Below are 24,058 nucleotides of genomic sequence, written 5' to 3' on the forward strand. Positions count from 1 at the left end.
TGATAATGACTGAAAATTTCTCCAATTTTTGGTTAGATGGTTTTATTATTTTCACCTCGCTAAGTACCATTATATTCTTTTCGTTTAGGTTTTGGTACACAAAGTACACACCAAGTGAAACCACAGTAATTCTTCTTTTTTTAACTTCCTACATATTATTCAATTTCATTCTCTTTTCAAATAACCTTAACTGGTCATTTTTTACCGATAGTATTTTAAAGCTTCATTACCCACTTTACTTTTTAATTCCCATATTTCTTTTTTTGACTTATTATATTATTAAGAGAACAATAATTGTCTTGTCTAAGAAACCAGAATTTAGAAGTCAATTTCAAAGTGACGTGCCAATTAATAAAATAAATGATGATAAATTGGGTTATGAACCCTATGTAAAGAATTTAGGTAAAATAATACTCAATGAAAGTTTTTCTAAAGCATTCTCTATTGGACTAGTTGGACCTTGGGGAAATGGTAAATCAAGTATTTTTGATTTAATTAAAAGCGAAATTGAAGATAATGAAAAGGTATTAAGGGATAATATTTTCATTGATTTCCAACCATTTCTGAATCATAATGAATACGATATTATTAATGAATTTTTTATTCTATTAAGTAATCAGCTTTCAAAGTTTGATGGCAACATTTCTAATGAAATATTAAACTACTCTCAAAAATTAAATGACTTATACCAATCTAAAAGTCTAATTAACTTTGTTTCTAAATCAACGAATACTCAAGAAAATCTTGCTGCAAAAGAGCTTTATAACAAGATTAATGAAAGTCTTACTCGAATAAACAAAAAAATAATTGTTTTTATTGATGATTTAGACAGATTGAACGGAGATGAGATTATACAAGTATTAAAGTTAATTCGTAATACAGGTAATTTCAAGAATACAATTTTTATAGTAGCCATGGATAAGGACTACGTCTTACAAAGATTAAAAAGTAGTGACCATATTCTTAATTCAGCATATTTAGAAAAGTTTTTCCAATTGGAAATTTACCTTCCTGAAATTGATAATAATTTATTAAGAGAAAATTTTCTTGAAATTTTCGAATTAGCACAGGACACTGAATCGTTAGATTTTGCATTAAGAATTAAAGAGGCACTTTCCAATAGTGATATTCTCTTTAATGACTATGTTAAAAACATTAGAGATGTAAAAAGATACTCCAATCAAATAAAATTTGATTATCCATTTATTAAATCTGAAATAAATCTAGTCGATTTTATAAATTTTACATTTCTAAAAACTAGATTCCCAAGTATAGTAAATCAGCTTTACGAAGACAGGTCAAATTTATTACGATATGATAATATAAATGATTTGTATCATATAGAAGTATTACCAGAATCTGCAAAGGAAGAAGATGAAGGAAAATCAATACCACTTGATTTATTTAATTTTTTCAATAGCCAAAGCACTACTAATAAGACTATAGAAACTAAAGATTTAAAAGAATTTAAAAAATATAAAATTTTCAAAAGTATAATTCAAGATAACGGCTGCTCTGACAATAGCAACAAGGTTGACTGTGATGATTTATATCTGTTATTTAAAACGCTTTATACTCTATTTGGCAAAAAAGACATAGAAAGCTCGGACTCTATACAATTGAGTGATAATTTAAATACTCTTTTCTATCGAAAAATACAAGAAAATAATTTTACTCAAAAAGAATTTAAAGATTTACTGAATTTTAAAAATATAGAAGTTTTGAAATCTGATATTAGTAATCTAGATGCTAATCACAAACTTCTTCAACTTTTGAAAAAGTTGAAATGGTTTAAAGCAACTAATACTGATATACTTAAAAAAGTTATTCAAATTTTAATTCATCTTTATCAAATGAAAGATGAATATAGTCTAAATGGAGTCGATGTTAATGAAAGACTCAACTTTTATAATAAGGAATTATTTACTAAAGAATTTGGCGAATCAGCAGAAAATGCAAAATGGCTATGGAATAAACTATTTACTGAAGACAACTTAAGTTTAGACAAAAAAATATATTTGATAGGCGAGATCTGGAGCTCCAGAAACGAAAATGAATTATGGAAATTTTCAAAAGACGATATTTCTGAAAAAGCGATTGAAATGTATGCTTTAAAATTAAATGAATTAAAAGGAACAACCTGGAAAGTCAATCAATTTGAATTTTATGGCTACTATCATGCTCTGAAAAATATAAATGAGATTCAACCCAAACTTAATGAACTATTTGAAAGTTTCTGGAAGGATAGAGACATTAAATTGCTTTGCGCTCAAACTATTGATGCTGTTGCTTTTTCTTCAAGTGTTTATCGTCTTTCAGATGTTATAATTGATATATATGGTGCAAAAGAAAATTTTGTCAGCTTTGTTAAAAAACATGAATTTGCGGAAAAACCTGAAATTAAAGAATATATCCAATTTCTAGATTTGCTTCAAAAAACTCGCTTTAAAAGCCCTATTGAATTTAAATTCAAAACCTTCACACTTGCAAAAGAGAGAATTAAAAATATAAAAAAACAGTATCTGAATAATTCAAGTTTTGATGAGTACAAAGATTATCATCAAGTCATTTTAGAAACGAATGACAAAGAATTTCTTTACGCCATTCGTAGCCACCAAAATTATAATTTAATTCCAAAAATTGAACTTTATGATAACGATGACACTATTGTTTCAATAATCAACATTTACAAAAAAAATGCCAACGCTGATTTAGTAAAAATAGCTATACTCTTAAATGAAATTGGCACAGATAAATTAGGTTGGAAAGCCAAAAGTTTAGATAAAGCTGAACTAATTAATAATGAGTCCTTTTTAGAGCATTCAAGTGACCCTGAAAAAGAGATAAAGATTATTCATCCTAAACCTGCCAAATTCTAAATGCCTAAAAACTGGAAAACATATAAGCTTGGAGAATTGTGCACAAAAATTACTGATGGTGCACATCATAGTCCAAAAGATATTGGAACAGGCGGCTACCCAATGCCATCCGTAAAAGATTTAACACCGTTTGGGGTTAACCTAGAATCCTCAAAAAGAATCTCTGAGTTAGATTATTTTAAACTAATTAAGCAAGGATGTCAGCCAATAGTAAACGATGTTGTAATCGCTAAAGACGGCAATAGTGCATTGGATACTGTCTGTGTAATTAAAAAGAGTGTTGAGGCGGTGTTATTGTCTTCTGTGGCTATTCTTAGACCCGACATGAAACTAATTGACCCTTACTTTCTAAAATGTTATTTTAGTTCTCCAGCCATTTTGAAATATTTAAAATCAAGATTTATTTCAGGTGCGGCAATTCCAAGAGTGATTCTTAAAGACTTCAAACTTGCAGAAATAAATCTCCCACCTCTCCCCGAACAACGAGTAATCGCCAGCATCCTCTCAGCCCTAGATGACAAAATAGAAAACAACCTAGCCATGAACAAAACCTTAGAAGACATGGCTATGGCACTTTACAAACATTGGTTTGTAGATTTTGGTCCTTTTCAAGAAGGCAAGTTCGTAGACTCTGAATTAGGTAAAATTCCTGAGGGATGGCAGGTGAAAAGAATAGGCGAATTAATAAGCCATCAAAAGGGTTATGCATTTAAATCTAAATGGTATCAATCCAAAGGAAAAGAAATAGTTAGGGTTAGTGACACAACACATAATTCAATAGATTTAAGTACCTGTAATAAAATCAGTAATCAGAAGGCAGAGGAATTTAAAAAATATAATTTGAAAACAAACGATGTTATAATAGCTAGTGTTGGTTCATGGCTTACAAATTATGCATCTGTAGTTGGCAAAGTAGTTAGAGTTCCAAGTACTGCAAATGGGTGCTTATTAAATCAAAATGCAGTTAACCTACAAATGACTCTTAAAGATAAAAATCATCAAGGTTTACTGTATTATTCATTGAAAAATGATAGATTTTTAAATTATATAGTTAGTACAGCTCAAGGTAGTGCAAATCAAGCAAGTATTAAATTAATAGATATTTTTGATTATAAAATACCCTTTTTATCAATTGAAAATTTTATAAATTTCTCTTCTCATGTAGATAGACTAATTGAACAACAAAATCAATTAACAGAAGAAAACCAAACACTTACCCAACTCCGAGACACCCTACTCCCCAAACTTATTTCAGGAGAAGTCCGTTTAAAAGAATTTGAGAAAGAAATCACCGCAGCTTTATGAGCTTAAATGAACATACCGCCCAAAATGCTGCTATAGCTTGGTTAAAAAGTTTAGGCTATAACCATATACCCGGTAATGCAATAGAACGTGACCTTAAAAAAGTAGTTTTAGAAAATGAATTGAAAAACTTTTTAAAAACCACTTACCCCAGCGTTCCAGAAACGGCACGTAATGAGGCTTTTGCCCAATTTACCCAACATGAGGGTATGGAGGTCGCGTATCGTAATCAAGATTTTCACAGAAAACTAACTCAAGGTATAGACATTGCTTGGAAAGATGCACAGGGTAATGAAAAAGCAAAGCACATCTACCCTATAGATTATACACACCCAGAAAACAATAGTTTTATAGTTTCAGACGAATTGAGCATTGTAGGCAAGAACAGCCGCCGTACGGACCTAATAATCTTTATCAACGGGCTGCCACTTATTGTCTTTGAGTTTAAGAATCCGTTTGATTCTACCGTAGGGGTGGAAAATGCACATAGGCAACTACATAACTACGTTCTAGATATTCCACAGCTGTTCGATTACAATGCTATTTGTATAGCATCAGACGGTCTGGAGGCTTTACACGGTATGTATTCATCCGCTTTAGAATGGTTCTCCCCATGGAAAAGTTTAGATGGAGATGACACCGAGCAAAAAGCAGAATTACAATTAGAAACCTTATTACATGGGCTATTCCCAAAAAAGACGCTATTAGATTATTTGCAACATTTCATCTTTCATGAAGACCATAACGGTAAGATTATAAAAAAAGGCGCAAAGTACCACCAGTATTGGGGCATTAGCCGTGCCGTAGAAAGCAGCCTAGAGAACATAAAACCAAATGGAGATGGTCGATTAGGTGTCATTTGGCATACCCAGGGTTCTGGTAAGAGTATTAGTATGGCTATACTAACCGGTATTCTACGCCAGCGACCAGAATTGAAGAATCCAACTATTGTAATACAAGTAGACCGTTCAGATTTAGACCAACAATTACATGACAACTTTGTACTCGCCAAAGATTTGGTAGGTGATGTTCAGCATGCCGAAAGCACCGACGACCTAAGAAGATTATTAAGTTCTGACGGTGGTGGCGTTATTTTCACGACTATTGAGAAATTCAGGTTGAAAGATTTAGAAAACGGCAAAGAAACTCAACACCCAATTTTAAGCGAGCGCTTCAATCTTATTGTTATGGCAGATGAGGCGCACCGTACCCAATACGGTTTTGAAAGTGGTGGTTTCGCACAGAACATTCGCCGTGCATTACCTAACGCTTCCTTTATTGGTTTTACCGGTACACCCGTAGATGGCAAAGATGCCGATACTGAACAGGTTTTTGGTCCCACTATTCACACGTACGATATCAAACAAGCCGTAGAAGATGGTGCCACGGTACCCATCTACTACGAGCCAAAAATGGTACCGCTTAATATAAAAGCAAAATACACGCAAGAATTAGAAGAAGTTGAAGAACAAGCAGAAGATACTACCGTAGGTGTTTGGGCAGCTGTTGAAGATGCTGCAGGTTCAGAAGACCGGGTAAAGACTGTAGCTAAAGATATTTTAGAACACTTTAAAGCACGTACTAAAACTTTAGACGGCAAGGCTATGGTGGTCTGTATGAGCCGCCGTAATTGCGTTAAAATGTACGATGCCTTATCTGTTCTAGATGACTGCCCAGAAATTGCAGTGATTATGACCAGTAGCCCAGGAAAAGATCCTGTTAGTTGGAATGCACATATGCGGACCAAAGATGCTATGGAAGCGGTGAAGTCAAGATTCAAGAATCCTGAAGACCCTTTGAAAATGGTAATTGTAAGAGATATGTGGCTCACCGGTTTTGATGCTCCGTGTGCCCATACAATGTACGTAGACAAGATTATGAAAGGTCATAACCTAATGCAAGCCATTGCACGTGTCAATCGTGTTTTTGAGGGAAAACCGAATGGATTGGTAGTTGATTTTATTGGCATATCAGGCTTTTTGGCAGAAGCCACAAAAAAATATACTGGCAGCGGCGGAGCAGGAAAACCCACCTTAGATTTAGATGCTGCAGTAGAATTATGTTTAGAACAACTGAGTATAGTTAAATCCCTATTAGGCGGTTTTGAATTGGATGTCATTAATGAAATGCCGGCAACAGAGAAAATGAAATGGACCACCAGCGTCCTAAATGGGTTATTAAAAGATGATGCTACAACAGAAGGCTATCTAAAAGAAGAACGTAAGTTAAGCGAATTGATAGCTATGACCAATTCAGATGAACGAATTTGGGAGATTCAAGAAGATGTGGCTATTATTCAAAAGTTAAGAGAACAGATACGAAAGATAAAGTACCCTCCGGGAGCCCAGCGTACCAAAAATGACCGTATAAAAGACCTTATTAGCAAGTCATTGGAATCACAAGCCATTGTCGATTTAGCTGCCATGTACAATTTAGATAAGATTGATATATCTATCGTAGATGATTCTTTCCAAGCCATTATAAAGGACAAAGGAGGAGAAAATATTAAAATAGAGTTGTTGCGCCGTATCATCAATGACGAATTGAAAGTACGCATGAGCAAAAACATTAAAAAAGGTAGAAAGCTTAAAGACGAACTTGAAAAAGTATTGGGCAAATACCATAAGAACAGCTTAGACTCCATTGCAGCAATAAAGCACTTGCTAGACATTGCAAATGAGATGAAAGAAGACGATAAGCGAACAAAAGAACTAGGGCTAACCGAAGACGAACTCGCTTTCTACGATCTACTATCTGCAAATAGCGCCATCTTAAATGAAGCGGGACCAGTACAAGACCTGGTCCATACCGTTGTAGCTTCCGTAAAGAAAAACCTTCAGCTAGATTGGACCAAAAAAGAAAATGCAAGAGCAGCCATACGTTTAGCAGTTAAAAAAGAATTACGGGGCAAAGTTCCTTTCTCAGAATTAGATAAGCTTTTAAAAGAAGTCATAGAACAAGCAGAAGGGCAATATGGGGAGTGGCCGTTGCTTGGGTAATATTTTGGAAAAATTTATTCGTAAAATAATTAAGAAAAATAAGTTTAAAAAAGAGATTGTAAGATGAGATTATTTTTGTTTTTATTTATGGTCAATACGTTGGCGTTTTCGCAGATAGAAGTAGATAATGGCCAAGTCATTTGGCGAAGTATAAGGCAGTACGATGGTACCTCTGAACAACTACTGAAACAGCTAAAATCATCTGGCAAATTTTCTTCTTTGGAATCAATCAATAATTCTGTTATTGGTAAATTTACTGATGCCCCCGTAAGCTTTAAAGGCACTGCTAGTATGTACTTAATGGCTTCAAATATGATGGGTAGCTTTGTTGTTAACTTTAAAGAAGGTAGATACCGGATAACTGCCAAAAACATTAAATTCAAAAGCCAGACTAGTGTAGGTATATTTGACGAAGGAAGTATCTACCCTATAGAAAAATATGCCTTAAACGGAAACGGTGAATTTAGAAAACGTTTTGAATCGAAAGACCTTCCTATAATTGAAACTAATTTAGCACAGCTTTTTGAACTCTCACAAGAAGACGATTGGTAAAAATGGTATGTTTTATTATTTAAGTTGTGACTGAATGTTCTATATAATAACAACTGAATAATCAACTCCTTTGATACAAAGCAATTATTGGAAAGTAAATAAAGATGCTAAAACATTCAAAATTTTATTAAAAAAAGCCCCGCCAAAAAATGACAGGGCTCCCACTATAAAACTTAAACTAAATTACTACTTAATACCCGCTGTTTTGGGTAACGGTTTCGTCTACACCATCTATATATTCCTGCGGTATGGGCCAGTATTCATTTTTACCGGCTGTAAATGCTGCATTGGTCAAATGGCTTCGCTTTGTTTTTTCAACTTCTAGATAGTCATCAATAACATCTTTGGCTATTCCCCAACGTACCAAGTTAAAGAAGCGGTGTCCTTCCATGGCCAATTCCAGACGGGTTTCCAATCGTACTTTTTCCATGGCATCATCGGCATCGGTCCAAATAGCATCATAGGTAGCTATGTTATAGTTGGCAGCATCGGCCGTGCCCTCTAAAGTCTGTACATATTGAGAATTTGCCGCACGTAGTCTGATTTCGTTTACCAAACCGCGCGCTGCTTCCAAATCTCCTAATTCTACCGCTGCTTCCGCTCTCCATAAAAGCACCTCAGCATAACGGATAATATAATAATTGAGCGCATCTACATAAGGCCATACATTTACGTGCAAGGCATTATTTGCGGAAAGGATTCGCTTTTTAGGACCAAAGGCACCATAAGTGGCCAAATCCCGTGCCCAGCTATCTTCGTACAAAATATCCAAATCTTTATAGGGAATTCCCGGGCGGCCAACAGTAATGTCCAACCGTGGGTCTACGTTATCCGTAGCGGTAACATCTATATTATCTACAAGAGGCAATCCTTCTGAATCCGTTTTAAAGGTATTCACCAAATTCTGGGACGGACGGTGAAATCCGTATTGGGAATAAAACGGACCTCCGGGAGCCGTTAATCGGTCGCCTATGCTTCCATTGTAATTATCGGCCTGACCGTCATTCACAGAATATTGAACGGCAAAGACCACTTCTATTCCATTATCGTTCTCTGGAAGAAAAACCGACTGAAAATCATCCATCAGTCCATAATTACCTCCCATAACCAAGGTGGTAGCATCAAAAGCATCCTGCCATTTTTCCTGAAAAAGATAGGTTTTTGCCAAATAGGCCATTGCCGCCAGTTTTGTAGGTCTACCTACCTCCTCTTGCGTATCCGGCAGTACGTCATAGGCCGCTTGAAAATCGCCCTCTATTTTTCCCCATAGTTCTTCCGAAGTAAACTCCGTATTGGAACGGGCGTAATCTTCTACCGTTTCCGCAGTTTCGTCTATATAGGGAATCTGGTTATAGATTTTTTTAAGTTCAAAATAATAATGTCCCCTTAAAAATCGCAATTCCGCTCTGCGTTGGGTCTGTACATCCGCTTCAAAATCTTCGGAAGCATCTACAAGTTTGATCGCTTCATTGGTTCTTTTTACTCCTTCGTACAAAGCCATCCATTTGCGCTCTACATCATAAATAACCGAATTGGTATTGTACAATTCCATTTGATGGATTTGACTCTGGTCTCCGGTTCCACCACCACCTTTATAGGCATCATCCGAAACTACATCGCCAAAGCTCCAGTTAGATGCCGGAGAGTTGTACGCGTTACTGGCATCGTCTATCTGTCCGTTTAAAACACTATAGGCAGATATGATCACCTTTTCCACATTGTCGGCCGTTGTTAGTTCTGAAGGTGGTACTTCTCCAAAGGTTACTTCCTCTAAATAATCATCAGAACAAGAACCTAGTATCGTAAGTGCTGTAGCCGTAAAGACCACCGCTAATTTTGAGTTTTTTTGTATAAAATTTTTCATGGCTTTCTTAGAGTTTTAGGTTGCATCCAATAACAAAAGTTCTACTTGGTGGGTAAAGTCCCCTATCTACACCAATATCCAGGTTTCTGTTGCTTCCCGAATAATTTTGAAGTCCTACTTGTGGGTTCATACCGGAGTAGTCCGTTATGGTAAATACATTACTGGCCTGGGCATAAAGCCTAAGGGTAACACCACCCAATAGATCCGGATTAAAGTTGTACCCCAATTGCAAATTGGTAAGTCTAACAAAAGAACCGTCTTCTACGTAATAGGACGAAGGGCGTATGTTATTATTAGGGTCATCCGAAGATAGACGGGGAATGCTGCTATCCGTATTCGTTGGAGACCAAGCATCCAATAATACATCTTCTTTGTTATAAGCGCCTTGGTTGAAGAAATGATTCTTGTACTTGGTGAAGTTATACGTATCGTTTCCGAAACTTCCGTTGAAGAACATGCCCAAATCAAAATTCTTATAATTGAATTGAAGGTTCAACCCCAACATAATATCCGCATGTGGAGAGCCTATGAACGTTCTATCATCCGTATCTACATCCCCATCGCCATCTACATCCTTAAATTTGATATCTCCAGGACTGGCATCCGGTTGAAGACCATAACTATCAATCTCGGCTTGATTTTGAAATAATCCGTCCGCTACATGACCGAAAAACGAAGCAATAGGTTGCCCTACGGCACTTCTAGAAATTTCTTGATCAAAGTTGACACTGTGTAAAGACGAGCTAGGAATACCCAAATAATCCGAAGTATTCAATTCCGTCAGTTCGTTTTTAGCACCGGTTAGGTTCAGGCCTATTTGATACCCCAACTCCCCTACTTTATCGGCATAATCAATATTCAATTCAAACCCGGTATTCTTCATCTTACCATCGTTCACCCATTGGCCGTCATTGGTGCCTCCATAGGTTAACGGAACGGTGTTGTACACCAGAATATCATCGGTTTTTTTAATGTAGTAATCCGCGGTAATATTCAAACGGTCGTCCAAAAGACCTAAGTCCATACCCAATGAGGTCTGTGTGGTCGTTTCCCATTTTAAATCGGGATTTGCTATACGCGATTGAGTAAGTCCCGTATAAACGGATTCTTGTGCTCCGTCTATAGCGTAATTGGAATTTGCATTGTTACTTCTATAACTGTTTACCGTAGCATAATTGGAAATTTCTTGGTTACCGGTCTGTCCCCAACTACCTCTTAGCAGTAGAGAAGATGCGATACCATCCGTATTAAAGAAATTCTCACGGTCCAAACGCCATCCTAAAGAGAATGCAGGGAATGTGCCCCATCTGTTGTCTTCGTTAAACCGAGAACTACCATCTTGCCGTACCGTTGCCGTAAACAGGTATCTTTCATCAAAATTGTAATTCAACCTACCGAAGTACGAGTTAAGAGACCAGCCCGACGCTCCACCGGAATTCAACATGTTTTCAGTACCAAAGCTCAGGTACCTAAAGTTTTCATCTTCATATAGAAATTCGCTTACCTCAGCGCCAAAGTCTTCGTAATGGTATTCTATAGCTTCTTGACCTAACAACACATCTACACTATGGTCTCCAAAACGTTTTTTGTAATTCAACGTATTTGAAAAGGAGAATTGATAGTTGAAACTATTGGAAGTAGACAAAGAATTGGTATTGTTGATAGCCAAAATTTCATCGTAGGTTGGTGAAAAACTTCTGAGATTGTAGTTCTGATAATCCAACCCGAACAAAGTCTTGAAAGTGAAGTCTTTTACATACAGGTTAGCATAAACATTACCTAAAGCCTGTACCCTTTTCTGTTTATTATCCTTATTACGATACAACTGCCCCATAGGGTTATTGCTGTCGTTGATAGGGTTTCCTGCATATTCCCCGTTTATATCCTTTACAGGTACTATAGACGGGAATTGCATAGCGGTAAGGATGATGCTCCCCAACGCACTATTGGTACCCACTGAAACCTGCTCCTTATAATTGGCCGTAAAGTTCTCTCCGATAGTAAGAAACTCCCCAATATTATATGACGAATTAAACCGGGCCGAATACCTTTCAAAACCCGTGTATTTGATAAGGCCCTCTTGGTTAAAATACCCTACGGAAAACATATGCTGTCCTTTGGCATCTCCTTTGGCCAAAGAAAGGTTATAGGATTGAACCGAGGCAGTTTGCATAATTTCATTTACCCAATCCACATCTCCACTAGGAATGGTTTGTTCCGCATTCAAATATTCCGGGATAACCGCTTGGGTAGGGTCATTACCGTAAATATCATTGGAAGGTGTTCCCCCGTCGTTTATAGTTGCTTGCCACAACAAATCGCCATACTGTTGGGCGTTGAGCATTCTAGGCATATTATAACTAGACTGAAGTCCGGCATAGCTATCAAAAGTTACTTCATAACCGCTCTCCGTATCGGAGCCTTTTTTGGTAGTGATAATAACCACCCCGTTAGCGGCCCTTGACCCATAAATAGAAGAAGAAGCCGCATCCTTTAATACTTGAATGCTTTCTATATCGGTTGGGTTGATTCCGTTCAATCCGTTGGAAGCAGGAACCCCGTCTATAATAACCAAAGGATCATTACTGTTAATGGTACTAAAACCCCTAACGCGAATAGACGTTCCACCACCAGGAGAATTATCACTCATAATCTGAACCCCGGGCAATCTACCATCCAGCATTTCCACCACATTGGATTTTGGTTGTGTGTTGATTTCAGCCGGAGAAATGGAAGCAATGGCGCCCGTTATGTTTTTTCTGGATTCCGTTCCATACCCCACAACAATAATCTCTTCTAATTGTGATGCGCTTTCCAACAAAGTGATGTTAACAGTTTGAAGTCCCTCTACATTTACATCTTGGCGCTTGTACCCAATATAGGTAACACTAAGCGTAGTAAGATTAGAAGGGATTTCAATACTGAAATTTCCATCAAAATCCGAGACCGAACCGTATTCCGTTCCTTCCACAAAAATATTGGCTCCCGGTATAGGTACACCGGCTTCGTCAATAACGGTTCCGGATACTTTACGCTTTTCTTGAATGAATTTTACCAGAACACCCTGTTCCGTTATTTTGAAATCTACGTTCGCCTTGCCTTTCAACTGTTCCAGAACGGCGTCCAGGTTTTCTTTGTTTACATCTATGCTAATACGTTGCTTTAGGTATTGGGTATCGGCAGCATAAATAAACCTTGTTCCGGTTTGGCTTTCGATCAGGTCAAAAACCTTCTCTAAAGACACACTCTTAAGGTTTAGGTTAATAGCGGATTGTTTTTGTGACTTTACTATGGGCGTTACGGAAAAAGAAACGCCTTTTCCCATGCCTAAAAGGGGAAGACATAGTAGCAGTGCTAATAGGTTGAATTTTTTCATTTGTTACTTAAGCTTTAAATGTTGGTTCTCGATAATTTTAAGTACTTCTGATTTCTTCTTAGTTACAGTTTTGTCATAAGTGGTTTTAGGTATGGTTAACATTACTTCTCTTAATTACTAGATTGCGAATGATTTTTAGCGCGTAGGCCATGTGGTTTTCTACCGTCTTGATTGAAATTCCTAAGATTTCCGATATCTCTTTGTATTTAAGTCCGTCTAGACGGCTCATTTCAAAAACTTGACGGGATTTTTCGGGAATTTGACACAGGATTTTTTCAATCTTGCGCCCAAAGATTTCTTTTTCCTCTTGGTCTATGATCTGTTGTTCAATACTAGGACTGGAAATATGTCTGTTTTCCTCTCCCGGACCCAGCCGTCGTTCCATGCTTGCCGTTGAAACGGAAGCTAATAATTTGTTCTTTACCACTACATATAAGTAAGGTTTGGGGTTTCTGATTTCCTGAATACGTTTGCCACTGTTCCAAAGCTGAAAAAACACGTCCGATACCGTTTCTTCAACGATATCTAATTCCTTGGTATAGGTAAACCCAAAGCGACAAAGGCTTTCATAGTATCTATGGAAAATAGTCTCCAATGCGGCCTTATCCCTTTCTTCTATCAAACGGAACAATTCCAAATCAGACAACTGCTGCAAGTACATAAGGCTTTTGCGGCTTTTATTTTTCATCGTTTGGGGCTATTGAAAATTTTTTTTCGGCGAGAGGAGTAATCTTTACATCGGCAATAAATTCCAATGTTTGTATGAAATCGGTCAGGCTTTGATTCTCAAAAGCACCATTGATTTCTTTATGACCTATCAGGCTATCATTAAGAACAAATTCAACCCCATAAAATGTATTGATATCGGTTAGGGCTTCCTTGAGCGGCAATTCACTTAAAACAAGAATGTTGTCTTTCCATGCCGTTTTTTTACCAACATCAAAACTCCGCTTTACCACCTCCCCTGTTTTATTGTTCCAAATGAGTTCTTCCTTGGGCAGCAATTGAATTTTATCTCCTGAGTCTTCTAAGGTTACCTGTACTTTTCCACTTTCTAAAGAGACGGTATTGGTTTCCCCTTTATCGTTCACATTAAATTTGGTTCCTAATACTTCTATGGTGAATCCGTTTGCATGAACCTTAAAAGGTCTTTCTGCATCCTTGGTTATATCAAAATAGGCCTCCCCTTCTACCCATACTTCCCGGCGGTCATCCGTAAACACCTCCGGAAATTTTAGCTGTGCTCCAGAATTCAGAGTGATTATAGAATGGTCGGGAAGTGTAACCTGTTTTCGCTCTCCGTTGGAAGCAATAATATGATTGGTATATCTAGAAGAATCGCTAACAGATGTAATTGTATATAAAAAAAGGCCCAGCAAGACTAGTGCAGCTGCTCCTAAAAGCAATTTTACCCTTGTATTCAGCCAAGCTACTTTATGTTGCGGCTTTGCTTCTAACTGTGTTCTTAAACGTTTGGCAAACTTATCTTTTCTAAGGAATAAGGCCGATTTAGGGTAGCACTTCCACAACAATTTATAATCCTGATGAATTTCATTGGCTTCATCGTCCAAAATGAGCTTCACCTGAAACATGGATTGCTCCTGTTCGCTTTTCATTTCTCCAGAAAGGCTTCTAGCAGATTCAATATCTTCCTTAGCTATTTTCATGGTCCTCTGTTTACCTCTATGAGGGTGAAAAGGTAGGATTACCCCTAGACGGCAATGTCACCAAAATGCAAAAAGTGGATTAACTTAAGGTTAACGGAGTTTAATTGTAACCATTTAAGACAAACAGGAGTAGTTCTTTTTTTTCTCAATTTGATTAAAGAACATATTATACCCTTTTTTAACCCTAAGGAAATAGTAAACTAACATAAGTTCCCTATTTTTAAATGCTTCTATTGCTTAGTACGTATTGCTTGGCCAATAGTTTCCACAAACCAAACAGAACACGCAATGAAACTTCATCAAATCATAAAAGCCTTAATGTTACTTTTCGCCATTCATCAATATGGTATTTCACAAGAGCAACATGAAAACAACACGCATGGTCATAGCCACTATAGCAACTTTTCTAATACCGTAGACCATAAATTAATTTTCCCTTCAGAGGTGCCTGATAGAATCATCGTAAATCTTACGACCGACCCTTCCCATAGTTTTGCGGTAAACTGGCGAACGGAGCAATCTGTGGATACCGCTTATATTGAGGTTGCTTTAGAATCTCATGGCCCTGAAATACGTATGCCAGGTGTTGCTCGCCGCATTTTGGCAAAAACGGAGTTGTTTGAAAATGAGAACATACGTGATAACGAACCTCTTGTAAAAGCCGCTTACCATTCCGTTTTAGTGGATGGGTTAGAGCCAGGTAAAATCTATGCGTACCGCGTTGGGTTCGGGAAAATGAACGATAGTACTTGGAGTGAATGGTTTCAAATAGAAATGCCGGATGCTGATAAGAACGCTCCTTTTAGCTTCATTTATTTTGGTGATGCGCAAAACGATGTAAAATCCATGTGGTCTAGGGTTATTCGGAAATCATATAAAATGGTTCCCGATGTAGATTTTATGCTTCACGCAGGTGACCTAATTAATCATAGTGAATCTAACGAAGAATGGGGTGAATGGTTCTATGCCGGTAGTTATATTCACGCTACGGTACCTAGTGTAATGACACCTGGTAATCATGAATATAGAGATGAAAAAATTTCGAGTCTTTGGACACCTCAATTTAATTTACCGATAAACGGTCCCGAGTTCGAAAGTACGGAGACGTATTATGCCATTGATTATCAAAACATGAAATTGATTTCCTTTGATGCGAAACATTTTGGGGAGCATCCAAAATTGCAAGAAAAGGCCGTAGAATGGTTAGATTCCGTTCTTGCCGCAAACACAAATAAGTGGACCACCTTATTTATGCACTACCCTATTTATTCTACGGCAAAGGGGCGTGACAATAAAGAGTTACGTTTAGCACTAAAGCCTTTAATAGACAAATATAAAGTGGATTTAGTCTTACAAGGTCATGATCATACCTATGCTCGTGGTAACGATTCCAATAAAGACCATGGCCAAACCGTTATTTCCGATGTAGGAACCATCTATACCGTTTCTGTTAGTGGTCCTAAAATGTACGAATCTCAAGACCAAGATTGGATGACTCGTCGCGGAGAGTTCACACAATTATTCCAGATAATTACGGTATCTGAAAACAGCATCAAATACCAAGCCTATACTCCTTTAGGAGGATTATATGATAGTTTTAAACTGCAAAAAAATGACAAGGGAGAGAAAAAACTCATCAATATAGATGCCGAACTTCCTTTGCGTTTGAAAAAAGATTTCGTGCAAGAATAACCTTATTTAAATAATTTTGGTGCTTTAAAGGCTAATAAAAATTGCTCTACACAGAAATTGATTTGGAGTATTCATAGGTCTTCATCAACTGCATTACACTGTCTTATTTAAAGATAATAATCTCTTCACAGTAACACAGGCAGACCTATATAAAGTATTAGTAATAACAGCTATTTGTGTATTCACAAACCGTTTGTTTTATGTCTATATTTTTCGACATAATTAGAATTAAACACTTTTTAGAACACCACCTGTCTACAAAGAAGTATTTCCCTTCCCCAAAAAATTTTACAGCAAAGCGTGACGACTCTAAGAGACAGTACGTTTCCTTTTTCAATTAGGATTCCCTTTATCGGAGATTGAATTTTGCTGTAATAACCTTTTGGACAACTAATTTTTAGACCAAACCACTTCCTTTTGTAAACCTATCGCGTCCTACGAAATAATATAAACATTTGAAAAGCCTAAATACCCCTTCAGTCAATTGAAGAAGTACCTATCAAGAATATGTTTTCTTTTCAGAATACTATAAAACCATACACGACACAAATATGATAGCATCTGCTTCAAAATTGCCATAATCATATATTATTAGGCTATAAATTTGCAAAGTATCAATATTAAACATTAAAAAATACAGTTATGATAATCAAGCAAATCACATTCATAATCGCTTTAGTATTTGCCTTTATAGGTCAGGCACAATCTGAGATAGCATTTCCGATTGAGGTGGGCATGAAACCTGAGAGTATTACAAAAGGTTTCCACGATAATTATTATGTGACCGTAATGAACGCAAAAGAACCAGGAGATGGCGAATTGGTTGAGATATCCAAAAACGGCGTTAAGGTTTTTGCCAAGGGTTTTGATGAGCCTAAAGGAATTGTTTATTTAAATGGCAATCTGTATTTTTCTGATGTTACCCGAATTTGGAAAGTTGATAAAGAAGGGAACGCTAGCATTTTTGTTGATAAAGCCGATTTTCCTGAAACAGTTCTCTATTTAAACGACGTTTCATTAGATGGCAAAGAAAACGGGATGTATGTAGCCGATATGGGAGCTACCCAATATATGCGTGATGCTAATAATGATTTATGGCCGCTAGATAGCGAAGAAGCCAAGAAAATTCCTGAGTTGGGACGTATCTACCATGTAGATTCGGAAGGGCATATTACCATAAAACAAGATACTTCACCTCTTATGTTAAACCCCAATGGTGTTGGTGTTGACAACGATGGAAACATTATGGTAGGTGCTTTTTTTAAGGGTAACTTCTTAGTTACTAAAAATGGTGAACTTAGTCCGCTTAAAGGTGAATTTAGAGGAGCTGACGCCGTAGAACAAGATAGTAAGGGCAACTATTATGTAAGTAGTTGGGTCTCTGGAAAAGTTTGGAAAATAAATCCTGAAACAGAAGTGTCTACCGTGCTTATAGAAGGACTAGAATCTGCCGCAGATTTTTATCATGAAGAAGATAACAATAGATTATTGGTGCCCGATATGATGGGAGGAAAAATTTATGCGGTACCCCTTAAAAACTAGTTTTTATAGAATCTAGTTCAATTGACTCATCCAAATTGCTTTAAACTAGGTTAGCTAAAGAAATCTGGATGAGTTAGAACACTATTTAATAACTTACTTTAGACTTATTATCCAACTTTTTTTCCATAAGCGGGTACAAATCATAAGTAGGATACATTTCAGAACTAAATGCTTTCCATGCCGTTTTTTCTATAGCTAAATTCACGTCTCTAAGTTTAGAAGCCGGTAATTCCAATACCACCATTTGGCCTATACCCATTACCACAAACCAATTAACGACCGAAACGCCTTCTGGAGGGAAATTTTCATAAAACCCTTGTTTGGTCCTAACCTCCTCTATCTCACTTAAATTCATGGATTGATCGTGTTTCAAGAAAATGGTTAAAAGCATCTTCTCCGTGTCTTCTTTATCTCCACCTTTCTTTACAGGAGATTGGGCATAGGTAAAGTTTGTAATGCATATCATAGCTAACGCGGCAAAAAGTATGTTTTTCATAAGTTGTGTTTGTTTTAATGTTTGTTTTTAAAAGTTCTTCTATTTTACGATTTCTTAAATTGATTCTTTTACCAATTTTGGTATTTTTCCCTAAGCTATACAAAAGTGCATAGTTGATGATTACATATGCTACGCTCAATTCGAAAGTAAAGGTTATCCTAACCGAATTCTATAATAAATTGCGCAATTTATAGCACCAATGTGGCATTCCCTCTTGTTCGTTAGTATTTTGGAGTACACGGAAACTTATACCCCTATTGGCATGGCGATAAGTCCATAGACTCCACAGATTTTAATACCTTATAAGTTAGCTTCAGTTAAACATAATTCTCCATTTGCAACACTAGTGGCAATCATAGCTTCAAGGTTTATAGTCATACAAAAGCAACTCGTTTAAATTTACTACCATAAGATTTTAAAGATGACTTACAATTTTAGTTTGCAACGGTTTACCTATAAAACCATACTACTGTTTCTTTTAATAGGAACAAATTCTGCTTTCTCACAAATGTCCATTCCAAAACAATCGGATAGGTTGCAGCAGTATGTTGGGTTCTGGGTTAGTTCAATTAATTATAAAACGGATAGTGTGGCCAACGTGCCTCTAATAAAAATGAACAACTATCCTAAAATAGATCATACCACAATGTCCGTAGATGTGTTACAACAGGACGGGGAAATCTACAGCCAAACCTTAACAGAGCTTATTGGACACGATGCAAAGACCGATTCAATTTTTGCATTGGGAAAAAGTGCTGAAGGCGATATGTTCTTGGGTAAAGGAGGATTTACAAGCGACACAAACTGGATAATGAAAGACCGAGACTTTGCCGGCAAAGAAACCATGACGGTTACTTTTGATTTTAAGAATCAAACCGATGTTCATTTAATAGGAACCAACCCACAGAACAAAATTCTTTGGCAAACCCGCTATATCAAGAAAAATCCAAAAGATAAAAATATTGGTATCCAACTGGTTTCGGTTCATGAACAAATGCAGAAAAACCCTAAAGAGACCTTGAAGTTCCTTGATAGAATGGGTTATAGTTATATTGAAACCTTTGTTTATAAAGACCGCTCTTTTTATGGACTATCCCCATTAGATTTTAAAAAAATGGTAGAAAACAACAACTTGAAATTTACGGGTTCCATGACTTTTTACGACCTCCCTTCCGATGATAATCAAGCTTGGAAAAAAGCAATGCAATGGTGGGGAGAATGCATAGAAGACCACAAACAAGCAGGTGTTGAATACCTTACCATATCCAACAATCAAATTAAAGAAATTACTACCCTTGCCGAACTGAAAAGGTATGCTGAGTATTATAATGCTATAGGAAAACTTTGTAAAGAAAGAGGGATTAAGTTTGCCTACCACAATCACTCCGATGAATTTAAGACCATAGAGAACCAGGTGGTTTATGACTACTTCTTAGAAAACACCGATCCCGAATATGTTAGTTTCCAAGCCGACTTATACTGGATGCATTTTTCAAAAATCGACCCAATTGACTATTTAAAAAAATACGAAAATAGATTTATAAGCTGGCACGTGAAAGATTACGAAGAACTTGGCCAGAGCGGCAAAATGGATTTTGAGCTATACTTTACATACGCAGAAACCGCAGGCCTCAAATATATTGTGGCAGAAGTAGAAGCCTATAATTATCCTGTATGGTACAGCATCAATTCTGCATGGAACTATTTATACTTTAAAATTTTATAGTTATTCACTCTCAACACTTAAACTTATGAAAACCAAAGTTTTACAATTATCATGTTTTATCATCATAACGTTCAACCATATGGCTTTTGCCCAAGACCAATTTAAGGTATTGTTATTCACTGTACAAGACACTTGGCATTATGAGTGTATTCCTAAGGCGGTAGACGCTTTTCATAAAATGGCTGCTGAACACCAGTTTCAATTTGATTGGACGCAAACTCCCGAAGGCCTTGCCGAAAAATTACCATCTTACGATGTGGTTGTTTTTTTAAATGCTAATGCCGACAATTTAACCGATGAACAGCTCGAAGTCCTAAAAACACACATTCATAATGGAAAAGGGTTTGTGGGAGTCCATTCCACATCCGATAGTGACATTAGAAACCCTTGGTTCGATAATCTTGTAGGCGGAGTTTTTAAAGACCATCCCCAGTTTCAAGCCGCTGTACTAACTAATCATGATGTAAATTTTCCATCCAACCTACACCTACCGGAAAAATGGTTGTGGAGTGAAGAATGGTATAATTTTGATCTCTTAAAATCAGAAAATATTAAAGTCATCCTTTCTGTAGACGAGAACACCTATGATTATAAGAAAGGATATGATGAAATACCGCTTAAAGGTATGGGCGAAAATCATCCTATAGCTTGGTATCAATTATACGAAGGAGGACGTTCATTCTATACAACACTTGGCCATAAACCAGAAGCTTTTCAAAATCAAATTTATTTAGACCATTTATTCGGTGGTATCTATTGGGCTTCTAAAGAATAGGTTCTTCCTAGTAATCTTTAATCGGTATGTAGAAGGTATTACAACTTGTAAACTATATTTTATTTTTTTACCTTACTATGATGTCCCTCATCTCAACAAAAACAAAGCCATGAAAGACAATTGTGAAGGCAGCAAGCTCAAAGACTTAAAAGCCATCGATCTTTTGGACACTCCTACTAAAAAAGAATATGATGAAATATTTAATCTAGCGGCTTTCATATGCGATACCCCCATTTCTCTGGTTTCTATTATTACGGATACCCATACACCCCTATATCAGTCATTTTGTGTCCATGCAATAAAAGTTCCTCAAGAGCTTTTCATTGTGGAAGATGCCAGAAAGGATGTCCGCTTTAAGAATAACACGTTAGTAACGGGTACACCCAATATTGTTTTTTATGCGGGAATGCCCTTAATAAGCAGAACCGGTATTGTACTAGGCACTTTTTGTGTTATTGATACAAAACCCAAAAAGCTGGAAAAAAAACAATTAGACGCGCTGTTATCTTTGGCAAATCAGGTGGTAAATCTGTTTGAGCTTCATAGCAATAGGGTTGTGATCAAAGAAATGGCAAAAAATCATGCTAGTGAATCTGATCGCTTAGAAAATATTATTAAGGCTACGCAAGTGGGCACTTGGGAATGGGACCTTTCTACAGACATGGTCACTATAAATGAGCAGTGGGCCAGTATGTTAGGTTACACAATAGATGAGTTGCAGCCCATAACTTCGAAGAGCATTCACAAGATGGTATTTCCAGAAGATATTCCCTCTGTCAATAAAATGAACGCTGCATGTTTTGAGAAAAGAGCCGACTTCTATGTGGGCGATTTTCGTTTTCTACATAAAAAAGGCCACGCCGTTTGGATTCATGATAGAGGCCAGGTCATTAGTTGGTCTAAGGAAGGCCAACCGCTACTTATGGTAGGAACACATACAGACATCACCAAGCAAAAGGAAAATGAAATAATTAATGATCACAGCGAAAAACGATTTAAAGGACTCGTACAGAATGGATCTGATTTAATTGTTATCATGGATATTGATGCCAATTACCACTACTGCAGTCCTACCTCTTTAAAAGTATTGGGTATTCCCCCAGAAGAATTTATAGGTAAAAACGCATTACAATACATTCATATAGATGATCATGAAATAATTAAGGAGAGCATTTTACGTTTAGAAGCAGAAACACAATTTACGCTTAGACCTTATAGATTTAAACACAGAGATGGTTCATGGCGGTGGCTAGAAACTGTCGTTACAAATCTAATGGATAACCCTGCTATAGGTGGTATTGTGGCCAATTCAAAAGACGTAACTGAACGGGTAATTACAGAAGAAAAGCTAAAAAAGAGTGAAGACTATTACAGGCTTTTATACGATTCACAGACTAACTATGTGGTTAGGACCAATATGGATGGAAACTACACCTACGTAAATAAAAAATTTGTTGAGGAATTTGGTTGGCTTCATCCAGAAGGAGAAATACTTGGTAAAAATTGTTTGACCTCAATTATTGACTATCATCATCAAAAAACACACGATGTAGTTGGCCAATGTATTGAGGAGCCCGGAAAAGTATTTAAAATTGAAATTGACAAACCAAGCAAGAATGGAAAAATTGTTACCACACTTTGGGATTTTGTATGTATTCTAGATAAAGAAGGAGTTCCAACGGAACTACAATGTATAGGCCTTGATATAACCGCCCGTGTTAAATCCCAAAAAGCGCTAGAAGAATCTGAGCAACGCTATTCAGATATATTTCACCTTAGTCCACAGCCTATGTGGGTCTATGACACCAAAACTTTAAAATTTTTGGATGTGAATAAAGCCGCCATGAAACACTATGGCTATTCTTACGATGAGTTTTTGGATATGGATTTGAGAGATATTAGACCAGAATCTGAAATACCCAAACTAGAAGAGCCATCCACTCATATCCAGCAAAAAGGAGAGTCCTATTATCACGGTGAGTATATTCATAAAAAGAAGAACGGAAAAGAGATAATTGTGGAAATCCATACCAATATTCTATCCTATAAAGGGAAACTGGTAAAAGTGGCATTGGCAACAGATATTACGGAGAGCTATAAACATACCCAGGCTATTGAACAGCAGAACAAAAAACTAAGGAAGATTGCTTGGACACAATCGCATAGGGTACGAGCTCCTCTTACCAGCATAATGGGATTAGTAGATTTGCTAAATGCCCATGATCAAACAGCTGATGAAAAAGAGCAAGTCCTAAAATATATAATGAATTCAGCTATGGAATTAGACGCTGTTATCCGTAAAATAGTATCTACAACCCAAAAAAACGATATTTAAAAATTACCGTTCACCAAACCACCAACTGCTTTTTGCGGTTTTAAATTTTAAAGGCTTACCATACTTGTTTTCTAATTTGGAATAGATATAATCCATTCCTTCGGTAACGGAATCTGTAACAAAAAGCAGCTGTAAATCTTTTTTAGAAATGGTTCCAACCTCTTGCATTACATTAATTTGCTTTAGTAATTGAGACCAATAGTCTTTACCAAATAGTACCAAGGGAAAATCAGATATTTTCTTGGTTTGTAAAAGTGTTAGAGTTTCAAAAAGCTCGTCCATAGTGCCAAAACCACCAGGAAATATAGCAAAGGCATACGAATATTTTAATAGCAGCACTTTTCTAATGTAAAAATGATTCATAGTTAGGTGAAAATCAAGGTATGGATTGGGTTGTTGTTCTTTTGGCAATTCTACATTACAGCCAATAGATTTACCAGAAACATCTTTTGCACCTCTATTTGCGGCCTCCATAATGCCAGGGCCGCCACCGGTCATAATAGTAAAACCTTTATTTGCTGCTAATTTTGAAAATTCCCTTGCACTTTTATAGTACAAATTGTCTTCACCAATTCTTGCAGAGCCAAAAAAAGTGATACAGGGGTCCACAAAATGCAATTTTCTAAAGCCTCTTATAAACTCAAAAACAATTGAAACAACACTAATAAATTCTTTTAAGCGGCTTCTTCTGCCACCTAAAAATTTTGCTTCGCGATGATTCAGTTTCATACCTGTGATTGTTTATTAAAAGTATGCCGATATTTTAGTATTCAAACTGACCCAAGTCATTTCAGAATTTGTTTTTTCAACCTTATTTTGTAACAGAATCATCATTTATAATAAAACAACCACC

General features: G+C 36.6%; 15 protein-coding genes. 9 read left to right on the plus strand and 6 right to left on the minus strand.

Going from position 1 to position 24,058, the window contains the following annotated elements:
• The first annotated feature begins 299 nt into the window (after positions 1-299).
• From IWB64_RS17785 to IWB64_RS17800, 4 genes are all read left to right on the plus strand, one after another.
• Positions 300-2,879: a KAP family P-loop NTPase fold protein gene (locus tag IWB64_RS17785; protein ID WP_194535292.1), complete on the plus strand. Its 2,580-nt coding sequence runs from the start codon at positions 300-302 to the stop codon at positions 2,877-2,879.
• On the plus strand, positions 2,880-4,184 hold the full coding sequence (locus IWB64_RS17790) for a restriction endonuclease subunit S (RefSeq protein ID WP_194535293.1): 1,305 nt from the start codon (positions 2,880-2,882) through the stop codon (positions 4,182-4,184).
• A complete protein-coding gene (locus IWB64_RS17795; protein WP_194535294.1) occupies positions 4,181-7,180 on the plus strand; it encodes a type I restriction endonuclease subunit R in 3,000 nt (999 codons plus the stop codon). Before IWB64_RS17790 ends, IWB64_RS17795 begins: the two co-directional genes overlap by 4 nt.
• 63 nt (positions 7,181-7,243) lie before the next feature.
• Positions 7,244-7,732 (plus strand): hypothetical protein, encoded by a 489-nt coding sequence (locus IWB64_RS17800; RefSeq protein ID WP_194535295.1) that lies wholly within the window; start codon positions 7,244-7,246, stop codon positions 7,730-7,732.
• A gap of 190 nt (positions 7,733-7,922) precedes the next feature.
• On the opposite strand, the gene IWB64_RS17805 is transcribed toward IWB64_RS17800, so the two are convergent.
• From IWB64_RS17805 to IWB64_RS17820, 4 genes are all read right to left on the minus strand, one after another.
• The gene (locus IWB64_RS17805) at positions 7,923-9,596 is read right to left on the minus strand and encodes a RagB/SusD family nutrient uptake outer membrane protein (protein ID WP_194535296.1); all 1,674 of its coding nucleotides are present in this window, start codon (positions 9,594-9,596) and stop codon (positions 7,923-7,925) included.
• Between the two features lie 7 nt (positions 9,597-9,603).
• On the minus strand, positions 9,604-12,972 hold the full coding sequence (locus IWB64_RS17810; protein ID WP_194535297.1) for a SusC/RagA family TonB-linked outer membrane protein: 3,369 nt from the start codon (positions 12,970-12,972) through the stop codon (positions 9,604-9,606).
• A gap of 85 nt (positions 12,973-13,057) precedes the next feature.
• Positions 13,058-13,660, minus strand: a complete 603-nt coding sequence (locus IWB64_RS17815) for an RNA polymerase sigma factor (RefSeq protein WP_194535298.1) — start codon at positions 13,658-13,660, stop codon at positions 13,058-13,060.
• Positions 13,650-14,639, minus strand: a complete 990-nt coding sequence (locus IWB64_RS17820; RefSeq protein WP_194535299.1) for a FecR family protein — start codon at positions 14,637-14,639, stop codon at positions 13,650-13,652. The genes IWB64_RS17815 and IWB64_RS17820 overlap by 11 nt, the downstream gene beginning before the upstream one ends.
• Before the next feature lie 288 nt (positions 14,640-14,927).
• Between IWB64_RS17820 and IWB64_RS17825 the strand changes: the two genes are divergently transcribed.
• Both IWB64_RS17825 and IWB64_RS17830 read left to right on the plus strand, forming a co-directional pair.
• Entirely contained in the window at positions 14,928-16,331 is a 1,404-nt protein-coding gene (locus tag IWB64_RS17825) for a purple acid phosphatase family protein (protein ID WP_226975929.1), read from the plus strand.
• 642 nt (positions 16,332-16,973) lie between these two features.
• Positions 16,974-17,873 (plus strand): SMP-30/gluconolactonase/LRE family protein, encoded by a 900-nt coding sequence (locus IWB64_RS17830; protein WP_226975930.1) that lies wholly within the window; start codon positions 16,974-16,976, stop codon positions 17,871-17,873.
• A gap of 85 nt (positions 17,874-17,958) precedes the next feature.
• On the opposite strand, the gene IWB64_RS17835 is transcribed toward IWB64_RS17830, so the two are convergent.
• Positions 17,959-18,369, minus strand: a complete 411-nt coding sequence (locus tag IWB64_RS17835; RefSeq protein WP_194535300.1) for a hypothetical protein — start codon at positions 18,367-18,369, stop codon at positions 17,959-17,961.
• Positions 18,370-18,790: 421 nt separating this feature from the next.
• Between IWB64_RS17835 and IWB64_RS17840 the strand changes: the two genes are divergently transcribed.
• The 3 genes from IWB64_RS17840 to IWB64_RS17850 all read left to right on the plus strand — a co-directional run bounded on the left by IWB64_RS17840 (position 18,791) and on the right by IWB64_RS17850 (position 23,205).
• Positions 18,791-20,095 (plus strand): sugar phosphate isomerase/epimerase family protein, encoded by a 1,305-nt coding sequence (locus IWB64_RS17840; RefSeq protein WP_194535301.1) that lies wholly within the window; start codon positions 18,791-18,793, stop codon positions 20,093-20,095.
• Between the two features lie 25 nt (positions 20,096-20,120).
• Positions 20,121-20,870 carry a ThuA domain-containing protein gene (locus IWB64_RS17845; RefSeq protein ID WP_194535302.1) on the plus strand — a complete coding sequence of 250 codons (750 nt, stop codon included), beginning with the start codon at positions 20,121-20,123 and terminating at the stop codon, positions 20,868-20,870.
• Between the two features lie 109 nt (positions 20,871-20,979).
• On the plus strand, positions 20,980-23,205 hold the full coding sequence (locus tag IWB64_RS17850; RefSeq protein WP_194535303.1) for a PAS domain S-box protein: 2,226 nt from the start codon (positions 20,980-20,982) through the stop codon (positions 23,203-23,205).
• Positions 23,206-23,208: 3 nt separating this feature from the next.
• On the opposite strand, the gene IWB64_RS17855 is transcribed toward IWB64_RS17850, so the two are convergent.
• On the minus strand, positions 23,209-23,934 hold the full coding sequence (locus tag IWB64_RS17855) for an LOG family protein (RefSeq protein ID WP_194535304.1): 726 nt from the start codon (positions 23,932-23,934) through the stop codon (positions 23,209-23,211).
• Between the last annotated feature and the right edge of the window lie 124 nt (positions 23,935-24,058).

The sequence above is a fragment of the Zobellia nedashkovskayae genome (assembly GCF_015330125.1).
GTDB classification, from domain to species: Bacteria; Bacteroidota; Bacteroidia; order Flavobacteriales; family Flavobacteriaceae; genus Zobellia; species Zobellia nedashkovskayae.

Excerpts from the sequence above, each read along its gene's own strand:
- IWB64_RS17790 (WP_194535293.1), top strand. The coding sequence starts at position 2,880 with ATGCCTAAAAACTGGAAAACATATAAGCTTGGAGAATTGTGCACAAAA.
- IWB64_RS17795 (WP_194535294.1), top strand. The coding sequence starts at position 4,181 with ATGAGCTTAAATGAACATACCGCCCAAAATGCTGCTATAGCTTGGTTA.
- IWB64_RS17800 (WP_194535295.1), top strand. The coding sequence starts at position 7,244 with ATGAGATTATTTTTGTTTTTATTTATGGTCAATACGTTGGCGTTTTCG.
- IWB64_RS17805 (WP_194535296.1), bottom strand. The coding sequence starts at position 9,596 with ATGAAAAATTTTATACAAAAAAACTCAAAATTAGCGGTGGTCTTTACG.
- IWB64_RS17810 (WP_194535297.1), bottom strand. The coding sequence starts at position 12,972 with ATGAAAAAATTCAACCTATTAGCACTGCTACTATGTCTTCCCCTTTTA.
- IWB64_RS17815 (WP_194535298.1), bottom strand. The coding sequence starts at position 13,660 with ATGAAAAATAAAAGCCGCAAAAGCCTTATGTACTTGCAGCAGTTGTCT.
- IWB64_RS17820 (WP_194535299.1), bottom strand. The coding sequence starts at position 14,639 with ATGAAAATAGCTAAGGAAGATATTGAATCTGCTAGAAGCCTTTCTGGA.
- IWB64_RS17825 (WP_226975929.1), top strand. The coding sequence starts at position 14,928 with ATGAAACTTCATCAAATCATAAAAGCCTTAATGTTACTTTTCGCCATT.
- IWB64_RS17830 (WP_226975930.1), top strand. The coding sequence starts at position 16,974 with ATGATAATCAAGCAAATCACATTCATAATCGCTTTAGTATTTGCCTTT.
- IWB64_RS17835 (WP_194535300.1), bottom strand. The coding sequence starts at position 18,369 with ATGAAAAACATACTTTTTGCCGCGTTAGCTATGATATGCATTACAAAC.
- IWB64_RS17840 (WP_194535301.1), top strand. The coding sequence starts at position 18,791 with ATGACTTACAATTTTAGTTTGCAACGGTTTACCTATAAAACCATACTA.
- IWB64_RS17845 (WP_194535302.1), top strand. The coding sequence starts at position 20,121 with ATGAAAACCAAAGTTTTACAATTATCATGTTTTATCATCATAACGTTC.
- IWB64_RS17850 (WP_194535303.1), top strand. The coding sequence starts at position 20,980 with ATGAAAGACAATTGTGAAGGCAGCAAGCTCAAAGACTTAAAAGCCATC.
- IWB64_RS17855 (WP_194535304.1), bottom strand. The coding sequence starts at position 23,934 with ATGAAACTGAATCATCGCGAAGCAAAATTTTTAGGTGGCAGAAGAAGC.